Genomic DNA, 15,928 nt, shown 5'->3' with positions numbered 1-15,928 from the left:
ATGGATACGTCTCAGTTGCATTCAACGAGCGCAATCGCCGAGGCAATCGGACCATCATGGCTCAGCGAGACATGCCAATGCAACGCCATGCCATCGCCATTCCCGGATTTCTCACCAACCCCGCGAGCCAGACCATCACCGACCCAGTGTGCCAGGCCATCGCCACCCTCGCGCGCTGCGCCATTGCCGCGCACCTTGCCCAGGCTGCCGGCCACCGACTGACCCAGCGAAGCCGAGAACTCCACATGCGGCCGGCGCCGAGCGTCCTCCACGATGCGAATGCCGCTCCACTCGAATCCATCGAGCCCCAACGGATATTCCGCTTCGCCCAGCGCCTCGCACCACGCCTTGAGCACAGCCTCCTTGCCAGCCCACCGCGCCGCCAGATGCATCAGCTCGTCATCGCCGCTCGCCTGTGCCCGCGCCTGGCATTGCAGACGCTCCGCCTGGCAGAACGCACGTGCCACAAATAACGAACCGGGGCTCAGGCATTGCCTGCGGAACGACTCCACGTCGACCACATCATGCCCAAGCCCCAGTACGGTCATGCGTCACTCCTCATCCAAGGGGTATCTGATCATGGGGTGCCCGACCACAAGGCATCGAACACCCGATTCTTGCAATCAGTCATAATACCCGTCGGCGCCCAAACGAGCATCCGGGTTGAGAAGCATGGCCTTCTCGACCTCATGCCCGTCGTAATGGGGACCGTCCTCACGCAGGTGACGGCCGTCCACCGGCTCGAACAGCGGCGCATGGCCGAGCATGCCTGCCGCGAGATGCGCCGCGCCCGCAGCCAAGCGCTGGTTGGCGCGCTCACGCCACGCCTCGAGAGCCTGCTCGCCGGCACTATGCGCCACGGATGCCTCGAACGCACCCGGATGCACCAGCGCCACTAAGCCGGAGACATGCCCGAAGCCGAGCGACGTGGCGAGCCCCGCCTTCACGGTGCGGCCGGCGGTGCGCAGATTGAGCGGTTCGCGCAACCACACCATGAAATCGTCGCGCTTGAGCTTGGGGTCCACGCAATCGAGCGCCGCGTTCGCCGGCACGATGCCGGATTCGAACATCTGCGTGAGCCCATGCACTTGGAACACGCACGCACCGCCCTTCGCGTGACCCGTCAGGCTCTTCTGCGACACGACGTACAGCGGATTGCCCGCCGTGCGGCCGATGGCATGCTCAATCGTGTTGTGCAGCTCGGATTCGTTGGGATCGTTGGCGTTCGTGGACGTGTCGTGCTTGGAGACCACGGCGATGTCGTCCGGCGTCACGCCGAGCTTCGCCAAGTCGCGCACCAGCACGGAGTCCTTGCCGCCCTGCGCAGCCGCGAGCGCGCCGAGGCCGGGAGCCGGGATCGACGTATGCGCGCCATCGGCGAACGAACGCACGTAGCCCACGACGCCGGCGACCGGCAGCCCCAGGCGCAAGGCGATGTCGCCGCGGGTGAGCAGCACGGTGCCGCCGCCCTGCGATTCGATGAATCCGCCGCGGCGCCTGTCGTTCGCACGGGAGAAGAAGCGCGGGGCGATGCCCTTTGCCGCCATCTCCTGGGAGTTTGCGGTGGCGTTCATGTATCCGAAGCCGTTGACGGATTCGACGCCGATGTCGTCGATGGCGCCGGCGACCACGAAATCAGCCTTGCCGAGGCGGATCTTGTCGAAGCCTTCCTCGATGGAGACGGCTGCGGTGGCGCATGCGGAGACCGGCTGGATCATCGCGCCGTATCCGCCCACATAGGACTGCATGACGTGCGCCGCCACGACGTTCGGCAGCGCTTCCTGCAGGATGTCGCTGGGATACTCGCGGTTGAGGTAACGGTCGACATACAGTTCGCGCATGGAATGCATGCCACCGAAGCCGGTGCCCTGCGTGTCGGCGACCTGCGAGGGGTGCACGGCCTGCAGCAGTTCCGTGGGGCTGAACCCCGCGGAGAGGAACGCATCCACGGTGGTGACGATGTTCCACAACGCGATCGGGTCCACGTCACCGACCATCGAAGCGGGGATGCCCCAGCGGGTGGGATCGAAACCGTCGGGGAACTGACCGCCCACGGTGCGCGTCATCGTGGCGCGACGCGGCACGAAGGCGCTGGCGCCCTTGAGGCATGTGACGGTCCATTCGCCCGTCTCATCGTCCCTGCCGGTGCGCGTATGGGAGGGGTCGGCGGCGACGTATTCGTCGGCTTCCTGCTGGCTTGCCACCGTGAACGTCACGTCGTGGTCAAGGAAGACCTCGGCGGATTCCTCGTCGGCGCCATCCTTGTACGACACGCCCATCGCCTCGTTGAACGGCCTGATGCCGGAACGGGCGATGACCTCGTCACGGTAACGGTCGGCGATGTCCTCTTCGGCAATGGTCTCGCCCTCGGCGTCCACCCAGCCAGGCTGGGGGTTGTCCTGCCATGAGACGAGCCCCATGTTCCATGCGAGCTCAAGCACTCCCATTGCCGACAGTTTGACTGTGCCATCCGAATGAATGCCCAGCTCCGCTTCGAAACGCGTGCGGCCGAAGCCCCACGGGCCAAGCTCGCCGATCGACACGATGACGACCTCGTCCTCGGGACGTGCGGTCACGCCGCCCCATTCAGCAAGGTCGGCCTTGGGCTGCTGGGGCACGCGCGGCGTCGGCAGCGCCTTGATGAGCGTCGGCTGCGACAGGGATTGCGCAGAAGCATCCGCGCCCTGCCCGGCAGCCTCATCAGCCATCTCCGTGCGTGCGGATGCGGCGGCGTCCGCCTCGGCTTCTGCACGCAGCGCGCGGATGTCGAGCGGTTCGCTGCCAAGTCCGCCAGTGAGATCGACATCAAGGGGGCCATCCGCCGCGGCCTTGGCACGAGACTTCGCCGTAGCCAAGTCAAGCAACCGGTCGGCGATCTGCTCGGTGGAGTAGGTGGTGAGGCCATGCTTCTCCACGACCTTGACGAGCGGGTCGTTGCCGCCCATGAGGCCGGTGCCGCGCACCCAACCGATCTTGGGGTGGGCGAATGTCACGCGATCGGACCACACATGCTCGGGGCGGGCACGGTTGACGAGGGCGTCGAATGCGCTCTTGACTTCGCCGTAGGCGCCGTCGCCGCCGAACACGCCCCTGTTGGGCGAGCCGGGAAGCACGACGTGCAGCTTGTGGTCGACGTCCGAATCCGCTCCGATGGCGGAAAGTCCGGCAATCAGACGCTCCACGCTCCACAGCATGAGGCGCGCCTGCGATTCGAACAGTGCGCCCGAATCCGCCATCGTGCCATGCACGGGCGGCGCGGCGAACGGGAACAATGCCGTGGGCTCCATCGCGGGCTTGACAACGGTGGTCGTGGCGCCGTGCGTCTCGCGCTGCTCCGTGCCGATCCATTCGATGAGGGCATCCACGTCGCGGAAGCTCGACAGGTTCGCGGGCACGAGCCACAGGGCCGCGCCGCGCGTGGCGTGCGTGCGGTATGTCTTCTTGGCCCACTGCACGATGGAGAGGCGGAAGCTGTGGCTCGTGGCGATGACCGTCGCACCGCCGGCGAGCAGACCCGCCACGACCTGCCCGGCGATTGAATTGGCGGAAACGCCGGTCACCACGGCGATGTCGCCGTCGAAGCGGCGCGCGGCACGCACGTCGGCGTCGCTTGCATGCTTCTTGTCGGCCTTCTTGGCGGCTTCCTCATCGACCGCGGCAAGGTCAGCATCGCTCATCGCTGCCTGCTGCGCAATGGTGCGGAACACGTCGCGCAGCTTCTTGTCGCCGCTCTCTTTCGCCTGCTGCTCATACCAGCGTGCCTGCTGGGCGACGGTTTCGCCGGCGCCGGTGAAGTCAAGCGCCGCACGCTCCTCGTCATGCTGGTAGTAGATGTGCGCGAGGTCTTCGCGAGCGGATGCCCAACGGTCGTCAAACAGAATCGCCTTGCGTTCGTCAAACCGCGGCGCGACTTGGTCAACCCAGCCAGAACCGAGCTCGGCCTCGACGGCCTGCACGGTGCGGCGGGCGTCTTCGTCAGCGTCGCCGGTGGACTTGGGAGCGTCGACCCCCAGCTGCCCGAGCACGAAGCGTGCGGTGGAGGCGAGCACTCCATCCTTGCCGGTCACTGTGTCGGCGAAGGCATCGAGGGCTGCCGAATCCACCACTGCCCCGCCGCTGCCCGAGCCTGCCGACAGCGGTGCGACCGCCACACCATGGTCGGTGGCCACCTGTTGCACGGCTGCGTCGATGAGGGCGTCCGCCTCGGCGGCGTTCGCCACCGGGTTCGCGGGAAGCGTCGCAAGATCGCCGCCGCGCGAGCTGGCGCCGTCACGGGTGCCCAGCAGGATGGCGGCGGTCACGAACGCCGTCCACCCCTCGCCCAGGCCCCAGGCGCTTTGCAGACGCTGCGCAATGTGAGTGGGCTTGATGCCCGCCGATCCGAAGAGCGCGTGGAGGCGTTCGCGCACCGCGTCGCTCAGCACCTGGCCGAAGGCATGGTACTTGGGTGCCACGGAGGTGACAATGCCGCACAGTTTCGCCACGGTGGCCTCGGCGGCGCCTTCCACGCTGGGCACACCCAGTTCCCCGGTGATGTCCATGAGCAGCTGATTGCGGCGCGACGAGACGCCGTTGGTCAGCGTGTCGGTGGTGTCTTGGTCGCCGATCTGGTCGGGGCGCACCTTGGATTCGTAGGCAAGCAGCGTGCGGATGCCATCGGCAGCGGTGAACGGGATGTCAGCGGCGGGACCGGAGGCGGCTGCAGCAGCCGGGGCAGGCGCTGCCACCGGTGCCGTTACCGTCGGTGCCGTTACCACCGGTGCAGCGGGCGTCGCAGCAGGTGCCGCAACAGGTGCCGCGGTCGCAGCCGAATCCGACGCCATGCTGATCGACGTGGCGTCAAGGTCCTCCTGCGGCACGAGCGAATCCGTGTCGGTGCAATACACGCGCGCCTCATCACGACCTACGTTCCACACGTTCACGTCAAGCCCTTCGAAGCGCGGCAGGCGCAGCGTCTTCGTGCCGAGGTTCGCCAGCGTCGGGGCCTTGCCCAGGCCGACCTCCACATAATTGGTGACGCCCAGGCCGCCTTCCTCGCGCGGCGTGAACAGCAGGCGCTGCGTTTCGATCCAGCGCACCGGGGATGCGAACTGCCAGCTGAGCAGCTCGGTAAGCAACAGACGGCCGAGCTTTTGGTCATCCTTGGCATACGAATCCCATACGGAATCCTTCTCCAACGCCTTCTTGATGCGCTCGGAGGGCACGACCTCGAGGATCGAACGGGCGAAGTCCTTCGTCATCTCGAACGGACGGGCGACGAGGTTGGGGATGTAGCGGCCTTCGAGACGCGAGTAGTCGATGTATTGCGGCAGCAGCGCATCGAGCTTGTCACGGAATTCGGGCACGCCGCGGCGCAGCTTGCTCGAATGGAACGGCACGTCGATGCCGGGCACGAACATGAACGCTGGCTTGCCGCCAGCCTCCTTGGCACGGCGGTTCGCATCGGCGCGCAGAGCGTTGAGGCCAGCAATCGTGCCCGCCACCGCATACTGGGCGCCTTCGAGGTTGTAGTTGACGATTTCGAGGAATTCGCCGCTTTCCTTGGCAACCTGCGCCACATATTCCTTCACGCCGTCGTCGCCCACGCCGAACTGGTTGGGTCGCAGGGCGCCCATGCGGTAGTTCGAGCGTCCCTGTTCGTCGCGTTCGATGAGATGGTGCATCGTGGAACCGCGGTGGAACACGAGCACAAGCTCGGTTTCGAGCGGAATGATGCCGGCGAACGAGCTGAGCGCATCGTATTCGCCCAAGGAATGACCTGCGAAGTACGAGCCTTCGATGAGAGCCCCCGCTTCACGCAAGCGCGCGGACTGGGCGAACGCGACGGTGGCGAGCGCCACCTGCGTGAACTGCGTGAGGTTGAGCAGGCCGTCCGGGTGATGGTAGTGCACGCCGTTGGCGGTGATGTCGGTGGGGTTGTCGCGCACGATGGCGAGGATCGAGAATCCCAGCTTGCTGCGGGTCACGGCGTCGGCGCGCTCCCACACTTCGCGTGCGGCGGCGCTCTTGGTGCGCTCGTCGAGCACCATGCCCTTGTGCTGGATGCCCTGGCCAGGGTAGACGAATGCGCTGATGGGCGCGCGGGTGATGGCCGTGCCACGCGAGACGAGCTCACCGTCGGCGTGGCATGTCACTTCGAGCACGATGCCGCGGCCGGCGACCCGGCCAGTGCGTTCCACGTCGATGGTGACCGTGGCGCCCAGCTGCACCATGCCATACATCGTGTATGTCCAGCCTTCGATCGGCCAGGCGTTGCCCTTGACATCGCGCGCTTCGACGGCGTGCTGCGCCGTGGCGGAAAGCCACATGCCGTGCACGAGGGGCGCTGCAAGCCCGGAGATTGCAGCGGCTCGGCGGGACGTGTGGATGGGGTTGAAGTCGCCGGATGTGCGGGCGAACGCCGTCATGTCCGTCGGGGCGGTGACCGTGACGCGGCGCAGCAGGCGGCGCGGGGTGTCGCGCACATCCGCGTCGATGCCGCCGTATGCAGGTGCGTCGACGGGCAGCTCGGCGCTGTAGGCACGACCGCGGATGGCGAAACGCTCGATCTGCTCGGCGATGACGGTGCCGTCCTGGGTCGTGTGCGTCACATGGATCGTGACGACGCGCCCGGATGCGGATTCCGCATAGTTCTCCGCCCATGCGGTGAGGTCGATGGTCTGGCCGGTGTGAGCCGCGAGCGCATCACGGTCGTCGGTGAGCTTGATGAGGTGGTCGAGGTGCACTGCGTTGAGCAGGCCTTCGATGATCGGCGTGTCGCCGTCGTGCACGGAGCCCAGTGCGGCGTAGATCGCTGGCCATGCGGGTCCCACGAGCGCATCGGGCACGATGCGCGCTTTGGCAAGCTTGGCTGGCAGGGCTGCGCCTGTCACCGTCTCGTGGTCGGGGCCGAGGTTGGCGGACAGCGTGTAGTGCGCCTCCACATGTCCGAACGGATGGCCTTGTTCCCGGTCGGTGTCGTCAGAAACGACCTGGGGCATTGCGTCGAGCACATCGCCGGTGATGGCGGTGTTGCCGATTCCGGCGGTGGCTGCAAGCATCGCATACACATGCTTGGGCAGGCGCGCCTTGTCGACGACCGGCATCAGGTACGGCGCACTGGCGTCGAGGTTCAGCGGGATCACGATGTCGCGCACGGCGTGCTTGTCGGTGCCGCCGTCCGCTTCGCCATCCCAATGGGTGTCCAGGTGCACGTCAAGGTTCCACTTCGACACGGTCCCATCGGTGTCAGCGGCTTCGGCATCGCCTGTGACCGGCATGATTTCGTATGTTGCGTCGCCCTGCGGTGTGTCGAAGGCCGGATTGTCCATCATGTGGCCCATCCAGCTGATGTGCGGGTTGCGGCGGATGGCGGCCTCAGCGTCCACCGCACCGTCAAGGGCGGCGAACACCGTGCTGTCGGATGCAGCGTTAGCCGTCTGCTCGGATTGCGCACGGTCGAGGCAAGCCTCGGTGAAGCGTCCCAGGATCTGTGTGACGGGCTCGTTCTTCGTGGTGACTCCCGCCACGGCGATCGGTCCGGGGATGATGCGCACGGAATCCGCGGAATACCGCGGGTCCTCGGACTGCCACAGCTGGTCGCGACCCCACCAGCCGAGCAGTTCGCCGTCGATGACCGGCACGAACGGCACGGGCTTGGGGTATTCGCGGCACAATGCCGGGAACCATGCGGCATCGGTCGGCGTCACATGCAGGTTGGCCGCCTGCGGATACGTTTCTGCGAGCTTCGCGAGCGCCGCGTGTGCATCGAGCACGGCGTCGGTGTCAGCAAAGGCGGATTCGAATTCACCGCTGTCCTGCTGTGCCACGCGCGCTTCGATGCGGTGCAGCAGGTGAAGGAAGCGGTCGGCGAACGTGCGGTCCACCCACGGATAGCACAGATCAGCGAAACGCTGGGCCCACTGCTGGTAGGTCATTGTCTCGATGTCGCCGAAATACGGCTTGCTCGTGGCGGCGAGCGCAGCGATCACCTCGTCACGGCGGGCGGGCAACTCGTCGGGATGCTTCTCCAAGTAGACGAGCAAACGCCCGGCCTTGGCGGAGGAATTCTCGATCTCGTAGATGTCTGCGTGCAGATGCGACAAACCGGAGGTCATGCCGCCGCGTTCCTTGCCGGAAGGCACCCAGCTTTCTCCCAGCGGGGCGAACACGTCACCGTCCTTGGCGTCCGGGTTGATGCCGGGCGTTGCCACGAGGAGGTCCTTGACTTGGTCGCTGGTGTGCGCTTCCTTCGCAGTCATCACCGCCGTGCCCACAAGCACGCCGTCCACAGGCATGAGCGGCATGCCGTAGCGCTGGCTCCACTGGCCGCAGATGTAGTCCGCGGCGCGTTCGGGCGTGCCGATGCCGCCGCCGGCGACGAGCACGACGTTGCGGTGGTCGCGCACCTGCGCGTAGGTGCTGATGAGCAGGTCATCGAGGCTTTCCCATGAATGGTGGCCGCCGGCGGAGCCGCCTTCGACCTCCATGATGACCTGTGTCGGTTCGAGCGCCGCGGCGATGCGCAGCACCTGACGGATCTGGTCGACGGTGCCGGGCTTGAACGCCACATACGGGAAGCCGTCCTTGTTGAGCGTGCGCACCAGCTGCACGGCTTCGTCGAACTCAGGGATGCCGGCGGAGACGACGACGCCATCGATCGGGGCGCCCGACGCGCGTTTGCGCGGCACGAGTCGCTTGCCGCCGAACTGGAGGTTCCACAGGTAGCGGTCCATGAACATCGCGTTGAATTCAACGGATGCACCTTCGCGCAGCTGGCTTTCAAGCTCATTCACATGCGTGTCGAGCACATCCTCCGTCACTTGGCCGCCGCCTGCGAGCTCTGCCCAATAACCGTCGTTCGCGGCCGCCGCCACGATTTCGGGATCCACGGTGGTGGGCGTCATGCCGGCGAGCAACACCGGCTTCTTGCCGGTGAGGCGGGTGAATGCGGTGCTCACTTCACGGCCGTTGGCTGTCGCGACGACGCGCGGCGCGAATGCAGACCAGTCGGCGAGCCGTTCCGGTTCGCCGTCGAGTTCCATGGCGGCGATGCGGTCCTTCGCCGTGGCGAGCGAGACGATGCCCGCGCCCGTGCCGTCCACGAGCGCCGTCGTGAGCTTGGATGCCGTGATGCCCGGGCCGAAGTCCACGAACCACACCTTCGAGGCATCCGCCTTGGCGAGCGCATCATCCACCTGCTGCTGCCAATCCACATCATCGGTGAGCACTTGGGATGCGAGACGCTGCGCCTGCGCGCCATCAAGACCGCATTCGCTCGCCCATGCCGCCACCTGCTGCACCGCAGGCTCCATGAGCCCCGAGTGGAAGGGCACGGTGACTTCGAGATATTCCACAGATGGGTCGAACACCTTGCCGCCGCGCACCTTCTGGGCGCGCAGCTTCGCCTGGCGCTCATGCTCGCGGCCGATCTGCTGCTCGAGCTTGGCGAGGTCGGCGGGATGGCCGGAGACGACCATGTGCGTACGGGAGTTGATGACGCCGATGTTGATGGGGCCTGCCGGGTTGTTCACACGGCGGATGAGCTCCTCCACTTGGGCGCGCGTGGCGCCTTTGATCGACATCATCGGGGATGTGCCGCGCTCCCCGTCGAGTCCCAGCAGATGCGCTTGGCGGGCGCCAGCCGCGCCAATGAGCCTGGCGATGGCGAGGATGCGCACGATGGCGTCGCGTTCGGACTGCGCGTCCGACGCCTCATGGGCGGCCTGCACCATGTCCACAGCGAGCACGCCCTGCGAATGGCCCAGGGATGCGACCGGGGAAACGGCGGATGCCTTGAAGCCCAGGTCTGCGGCGGAGAGCAGCGCGCCTAGCTGGGCGAGGGCGATGCCAGGCACGCTCACGGTGGAGTCGGCTGCCTCCCCCAATACCGGGGAGTCGCTGGCATAGTCGAACAGATCGACGCGCTTGCCGGTCGTGGCAAGCAGGTCGGCGGCGATGGGCTCGAGCAGGCGCTCGGAGTCCGCCGCCAAGGCGTGCAGGCGGTCGGAAAGGTCGGCGTCATCGGCCAGCTGCTTGAGCGCTGCCGTCCACGGCGTGGACTGGCCTGCGAAGGTCAGGATGACTTGTTCGTCGCACAGGCGTGTCAGGAAGGATGTCATGGTTCCTCTTGTCTCGTGTTGTGATTGATGTTGTTCGTCTTGTGATGGAATTGATGGATTCATAGGAAGAAGTGCCTGGGAGGCAGCTGTAGCCGTCACATCGGCTGGTTGCCATGGTTCTTGCCGGTGAGGCGCTGCCGCTTCTTGGTGCGCAGCGTCGCCAGCGAGTTGATGAGCACGTCGCGGGTCTGCTCCGGGTCGATCATCGCGTCGATTTGGCCGATTTCCTGCGACAGGTTTGCGTTCACCGTCGTCGCCTCATAGTCGGCAACGAGCTTGGCTCGCAGCTTCTCAGCCGCCTCCTCGCCATCCTCGCGGGCACGGCGCAGCTCCTTGCGGTGGATGATGTTGACCGCGCCCTGCGCGCCAAGCACCGCGATTTGCGAATGCGGCCACGCATAGTTGAGGTCGGCGCCGATCGCTTTGGAACCCATGACGATGTAAGCGCCGCCGAAGGCCTTGCGCAGAATCACCGTGACCATCGGCACTTGGGCGTTGCCGTAGGCGTAGATGACCTTGGCGCCGCGCCGGATGATTCCCGCATGCTCTTGGTCACTGCCGGGCTTGTAACCGGGCACGTCCACCAATGTGACGACCGGCAGGTTGAACGCATCGCACATGCGCACGAAACGGGCGACTTTCTCCGAGGAGTTCACGTCAAGGCTGCCGGCGTTCACGCACGGCTGGTTCGCCACGATGCCCACCGGATGCCCGGCAAGGCAGGCGAAGCCCACGACGGCGGACTGCGCGTAGAGTTCCTGCACTTGCACGAATTCCCCGTAATCGGCGATGCAATGAATCACGTCCACCACGTCATAGGGCTGGCGATCGTTGACCGGCACGATCGTGCCGATGCGACGGGCGGCAACATCTTCTGCATGGCCGGAACTGTAGGCATACACGGGCGGTTGTTCGTCGCTGCTGGAGGGCAGGTAGGCGAGCACGGTGCGCGCATAATCGATGGCGTCCGGCTCATCCTCACCCAAGTAATGCGCCACACCGCTCACGGAATTGTGCACGGTGCCGCCGCCCAGATCCTCCATCGAGATTTTCTCGCCCGTCGCCGCCTTGACCACGTCCGGCCCGGTGACGAACATGTACGAGTTTTCTTTCGTCATGATGATGAAATCCGTCAATGCCGGGCAATACACGGCGCCACCGGCGCACGGCCCCAGGATCAGCGAAATCTGCGGCACGAATCCGGAGGCCTGGCATGTCTTGCGAAATATCCGGCCGTATTGCGTGAGCGCCGCCACGCCTTCTTGGATGCGCGCGCCGCCGGAATCCACGATTGCCACGATCGGCACCTTCATCTCGAGTGCCATGTCCATCAGATGGCAGATCTTGTTGCCTTCCGCAACGCCCATCGAACCGCCCTGCACGGAGAAGTCCTGCGCGTAAACGGCGACCTTGCGGCCCCACACCTCGCCGAAACCGGTGATGACCGCGGCGCCGGGCACGCCCTTGTTGATGTTGCCGCCGGCGAAACGTCCGATTTCTTGGAATGTGCCGGAGTCAAACAGCAAATCGAGGCGTTCACGGGCAGTGAGTTTGCCCTTGGGATGCTGGCGTTCGCGGGCATGGTCCTCCGCGGCCTGCGCCAGTTGCGCGGCACGCGCAAGGTCTTCGCGCATCGGCTGCCTCTGCCCGCCGTATGCGTTCGGGCCGGCCGGCGTGGGGATTCGCATGTCCGTGCGCCGGGATCGCTCCCCTTGCTCTGCGGGAGATGCAGCGCCACGGATCGTCACATCAGGATTGGCAAGCGTTGTCATTACTCCTCCTTCGCTGCGGTGTTGTTGGCGTTTTTGGTGGCTGTCTTGTCCGATCCCTTCGCCGAATCCACGTCGAACGACACGAGCGGCTCGCCCGCATCCACGCCATCGGAGGGCCCCACGAGAATCTCCTTGACGGTTCCGGCCGCCGGAGCATACACGTAGTTCTCCATTTTCATGGATTCGAGCACGATGAGCAGGTCACCCTTGTTGACATGCTCGTCGGCCGCCGCATTGACACGCGTGACAACCGCCTGCATGGGCGAGCAGATGTTGCCGTCGTGCAATCCGCCGCGCTGCTGCGGCGCACCGGTCACCTGGGTGCCGGCGCCGCGCAACGGTTGCGCGCGACGACGCCCCGCATGGGCGCCGCGGGCGCCGAGAGCACCGATGAACTCCTCGGGAATCGTGACCTGCACGCGCTTGTCGTTGACTTCGAACACGAACGATTCCCTCGGCTGTTCGGCCTGCGTGGGAGCCGTGTCAAGCCCCGCCGTGAGGGATGCCGGCTGACCGGCCTTGGCGCTGGCGGGCTTCTTCGTCAGGTACTTGCCTTCCAGCCATTTCGTCGTCACCGCGAATCCATGGTCGTCGCCAATGAAATCAGGGTCTTGGAAGATCGTGGCGAACAGCGAACACGGCGTTGACACGCCTTCGAGCTTGAATTCGCCCAACGCGCGCAGCACGCGGGCGATGGCGGCCTGGCGGTTCTGCGCCGTCACGATGATCTTGCCCATCATCGAATCGAATTTGGGAGAGATGACGCTGCCCTGCTTCACGCCGAAGTCCACTCGCACACCAGGGCCGGAGGGGAATTCAAGGGTCTCGATGGTGCCCGAGCCCGGGGCAAGGTTGGTGTCGGGGTTTTCACTGGTGATGCGCAGCTCGAAGCTGTGGCCGCGCGGTTCCCCGGCCTGCGTGAGGGTGCCGCCATCGGCGATGACGAGTTGCTCACGCACCAGGTCGATGCCGCACACTTCCTCGCTCACCGTATGCTCGACCTGCAGGCGCGGGTTCACTTCGAGGAAGTAGATATCCTGCGTGGGGGTGAGCATGAATTCGCACGTGCCCAAGCCCACGTAATTGGCGGCTTCGAACAGCCTGCGTGAATACGTGACGAGCCGCGCGTTCTCCTTGGCGGTGAGGAACGGCGCGGGAGCCTCCTCGATGAGCTTCTGGTTGCGGCGCTGCACGGAGCAGTCGCGGGTGGAATACACGGTGAAGTTGCCGTGTGAATCACGGCCGCATTGCGTCTCCACATGCCGCGACTTCGCCACGAATTTCTCGATGAAGTACTTGCCCAGGTCGCCGCCTTGGAGCGCGTCATGGCTCATGAAGAAGCTGCGCAGCGCATCGTCGTCACGCACGACGGTGATGCCATGGCCGCCGCCGCCATCGGTGCGTTTGAGCATGACTGGGTAGCCGTAGTCATGGCAGAAGCGCAGCAACGTGGCGATGTCCGTCACCGGTTCGGAGATTCCGGGCACCGGTGACACGTCGGCGCGTTCGGCGAAGCGACGCGCGGTGATCTTGTCGCCCAAGTCCACCAGCACGTCCGGCTTGGGACCCACCCAGATGAGCCCGGCATCCAGCACAGCCTTGGCGAAGGACGGCACTTCCGAGAGGAATCCATAGCCAGGGTGGATGGCGTCCGCTCCGCTGCGACGCGCCACGTCGATGATCAGCGACTCATTGAGATACGTTTCGGCGTAGGTGTCGCCTGGCAGTCGATACGCTTCGTCTGCCGCGGAGGCGAACGGCGCATCGCGGTCGGATTCCGAGTAGACAGCCACCGTGGCGATGCCCATTTCGCGTGCGGTGCGGATGACGCGCAACGCAATCTCGCCGCGGTTGGCGACGAGCAGCTTGCTGATGTGCGTAAGCTGCGAATCGGTCATGGATTGTCCTCCCTGGTAATGGTCCGTTGGTTGGAAAGAATGGTCTGCGTTTGTAGGTCTGGAGCTTGTAGGCCTGTGAGTCTGTGCTGAACGGCCTTTCGCACTGCTATCCGATTTCGCCGAGTGCGCGCGCACCAAGCTATGTCGCGATGCCGCGATGCCGACCGTTCGCTCCTGTTACCCCAAGCGCAGCGAATGCGCTGGCATTGCACTTCCGGCGGCGTTGGCAGATGGCTCCTGTCCGGGCATCGCTTGGGGTATCAGTCCCACGTCGCCTGCCGTCACGCTCACCATGTCGCCGTCATTCGTGCGGATTTCCAACGCAGCATTGGGGCGTATGGCGATGGCCGTGCCGGTGATGCGCGTTCCGCCAGGCAGTTCGGCGCTCACCCGCCGCCCTATCGTGCAGCTGAGGGCGGTCGCCCGTTTTGCAAACCGCGGAATGCTCGACTGCGCGCCTTCGCAATAATGCTGCACATCCACCCGCAAACGTTGGGCGATGAGCTGCGCCAGTTCGTTGCGCAGCACGGGGTATGCGGGAAGCCCAGGCACATGCCGGTGCAATGACGTGGCGATGCGCGTCGGCCGGTCGCTAAGAAACAGGTTGATTCCGATACCGAAAATCACGACGGCGTCATCGGTGAGACCGGTGTGCACTGCTGCAAGCTCCGTGAGGATTCCTCCGAGCTTGCAATCATCCCAATACATGTCGTTGGGCCATTTGAGCCCGATATGGCTAGGATCGACGCCATGCTCGCGCGCGATCGACCGCAGGGATTCAACGGCGTCGATGCCGGCGATCGTGGTCAGCCATCCGCTGGTGGCGCCCGTTGCAAGCGCCGTGGGGATTCGCACAACGAACGAGCTGAGGAACGACGTATTGCGCCCGCTCATCCATGTGCGCCCCAACCTGCCGCGCCCGCCGGTCTGTTCATCCGCAAGCAGCACATACAGAGGGAAACGGTTCTCATCCGCCATGATCGTTTCGCTCAGCAATTTGCGAGCCTGCGTGTTCGTGGACTCCACGGTGTCAAGCACAACGCATCGGTCGGCGGCAATGACATCCGGCACGCGCATCGGCGCTGCGCTCGCCTCCTGCACACCACGACTTGCTGTTGCTTCAGTACGTGAATCCGTAATTAACACATACGCGAAATTACCCGCCATCCCCTTCGGATTCGACCTCGGGGTCAACAAATATCTTCAAAAAACTTTGTTTGTTTTTACAAAAGTGAACCCGATACGTGTCGTTACCATGTGAAGAAAGCGCTTTGATTACGCCTTTTTTGTAGTGATTTCCAAACGACCATCACGATCGGTTTTGTAGGTTTCTACAAATTTCGATAGGAATTCCACGTTCATTCCTCACAATGGCACAAAAGAAGAAGGAGCTTCCATGTCTCGCCATGACCACAATCCGCACCGTTTGGCAAACCCGTCCCGTTCCGCGGCCCAAGGGTCGTTTGCACAGACTTTGGGCATCCCTGCTGCCATCAACCCGCGCGACTTCGCGCTCGGTGCATTCAAAATCGCCGCTTTCGCAGGACTTCTGTGCGTCGCGGCAATGGTCGGGCGCATCCAGGTGCCGGGCACTGAGGTCGGCATCACGCTGCAGACCTTCGTGCTCATGATCGCCGCACTCACCCTCACGCCTGTGGAAGCGGGATCTGCCGCCCTGCTGTATCTGGCGATTGGCGCCGCCGGAGCCCCAGTGTTCTCAAACGGTGCGTCGACCGCGGCGCTTGTTGGCCCCAGCGCAGGATTCCTGTTTGGCTTCGTTCCCGCCGCCATCATCACCGCCCTGCTCAAGGCTCCGGCGCAGGCGCACGCTGACGGTCACCGCTCCGTGTCGGCGGCATTGACGCTGGCCCGCAACTTCATCGCATGTGCCCTCGGCTGCATCCTCGTGCCGTACGCAGTGGGCATTTCCGTGCAATCCATCGTGACCGGCACGGATATCCGCGCTCTCGCCGCCGCGAGCGCCGTGTTCTTCATCGGCGACACGATGAAGGCCATCGTCGCCACCGCCGCCGTGACCCCCGCCCGGGCTTTCTCCGCGCGCCGCGCCGCACACAATGACTGACGCATAGCATGACTGACGCATAGCCTCATAAATTTTCGCATCTCAAGGCCCGCCGCACTTGGTAGCACGGCGGGC

The 15,928-nt window shown here is 64.9% G+C and carries 6 protein-coding genes; 1 reads left to right on the top strand and 5 read right to left on the bottom strand.

The features are described 5' to 3' along the window. Positions 1–11 precede the first annotated feature (11 nt). From CLV65_RS04160 to CLV65_RS04140, 5 genes are all read right to left on the bottom strand, one after another. Positions 12–548, bottom strand: coding sequence for a holo-ACP synthase (locus tag CLV65_RS04160; protein WP_094690557.1), 537 nt, complete (start codon positions 546–548; stop codon positions 12–14). 75 nt (positions 549–623) lie between these two features. Beyond that, on the bottom strand, positions 624–10,100 hold the full coding sequence (locus CLV65_RS04155) for a type I polyketide synthase (protein WP_094690558.1): 9,477 nt from the start codon (positions 10,098–10,100) through the stop codon (positions 624–626). A 95-nt stretch (positions 10,101–10,195) separates the two neighbouring features. Further along, entirely contained in the window at positions 10,196–11,734 is a 1,539-nt protein-coding gene (locus CLV65_RS04150) for an acyl-CoA carboxylase subunit beta (RefSeq protein WP_244569084.1), read from the bottom strand. Between the two features lie 137 nt (positions 11,735–11,871). Continuing rightward, positions 11,872–13,770, bottom strand: coding sequence for an ATP-binding protein (locus CLV65_RS04145; protein ID WP_211278390.1), 1,899 nt, complete (start codon positions 13,768–13,770; stop codon positions 11,872–11,874). 177 nt (positions 13,771–13,947) lie between these two features. After that, positions 13,948–14,937, bottom strand: coding sequence for a biotin--[acetyl-CoA-carboxylase] ligase (locus CLV65_RS04140; protein ID WP_094690559.1), 990 nt, complete (start codon positions 14,935–14,937; stop codon positions 13,948–13,950). Positions 14,938–15,166: 229 nt separating this feature from the next. On the opposite strand from CLV65_RS04140, the gene CLV65_RS04135 reads away from it, so the two are divergent. Beyond that, positions 15,167–15,853 carry a biotin transporter BioY gene (locus tag CLV65_RS04135; protein ID WP_094690560.1) on the top strand — a complete coding sequence of 229 codons (687 nt, stop codon included), beginning with the start codon at positions 15,167–15,169 and terminating at the stop codon, positions 15,851–15,853. The last annotated feature ends 75 nt before the right edge of the window (positions 15,854–15,928 follow it).

The organism is Pseudoscardovia suis (genome assembly GCF_002797875.1).
In the GTDB taxonomy this organism is placed as follows: Bacteria; Actinomycetota; Actinomycetes; order Actinomycetales; family Bifidobacteriaceae; genus Pseudoscardovia; species Pseudoscardovia suis.
The sequence above is the reverse complement of the archived record's forward strand: the minus strand, read 5'-3'. Positions and strand labels throughout refer to the sequence as shown.

Excerpts from the sequence above, each read along its gene's own strand:
- CLV65_RS04140 (WP_094690559.1), bottom strand. The coding sequence starts at position 14,937 with ATGGCGGGTAATTTCGCGTATGTGTTAATTACGGATTCACGTACTGAA.
- CLV65_RS04145 (WP_211278390.1), bottom strand. The coding sequence starts at position 13,770 with ATGACCGATTCGCAGCTTACGCACATCAGCAAGCTGCTCGTCGCCAAC.
- CLV65_RS04135 (WP_094690560.1), top strand. The coding sequence starts at position 15,167 with ATGTCTCGCCATGACCACAATCCGCACCGTTTGGCAAACCCGTCCCGT.
- CLV65_RS04150 (WP_244569084.1), bottom strand. The coding sequence starts at position 11,734 with ATGCGCGAAGACCTTGCGCGTGCCGCGCAACTGGCGCAGGCCGCGGAG.
- CLV65_RS04160 (WP_094690557.1), bottom strand. The coding sequence starts at position 548 with ATGACCGTACTGGGGCTTGGGCATGATGTGGTCGACGTGGAGTCGTTC.
- CLV65_RS04155 (WP_094690558.1), bottom strand. The coding sequence starts at position 10,100 with ATGACATCCTTCCTGACACGCCTGTGCGACGAACAAGTCATCCTGACC.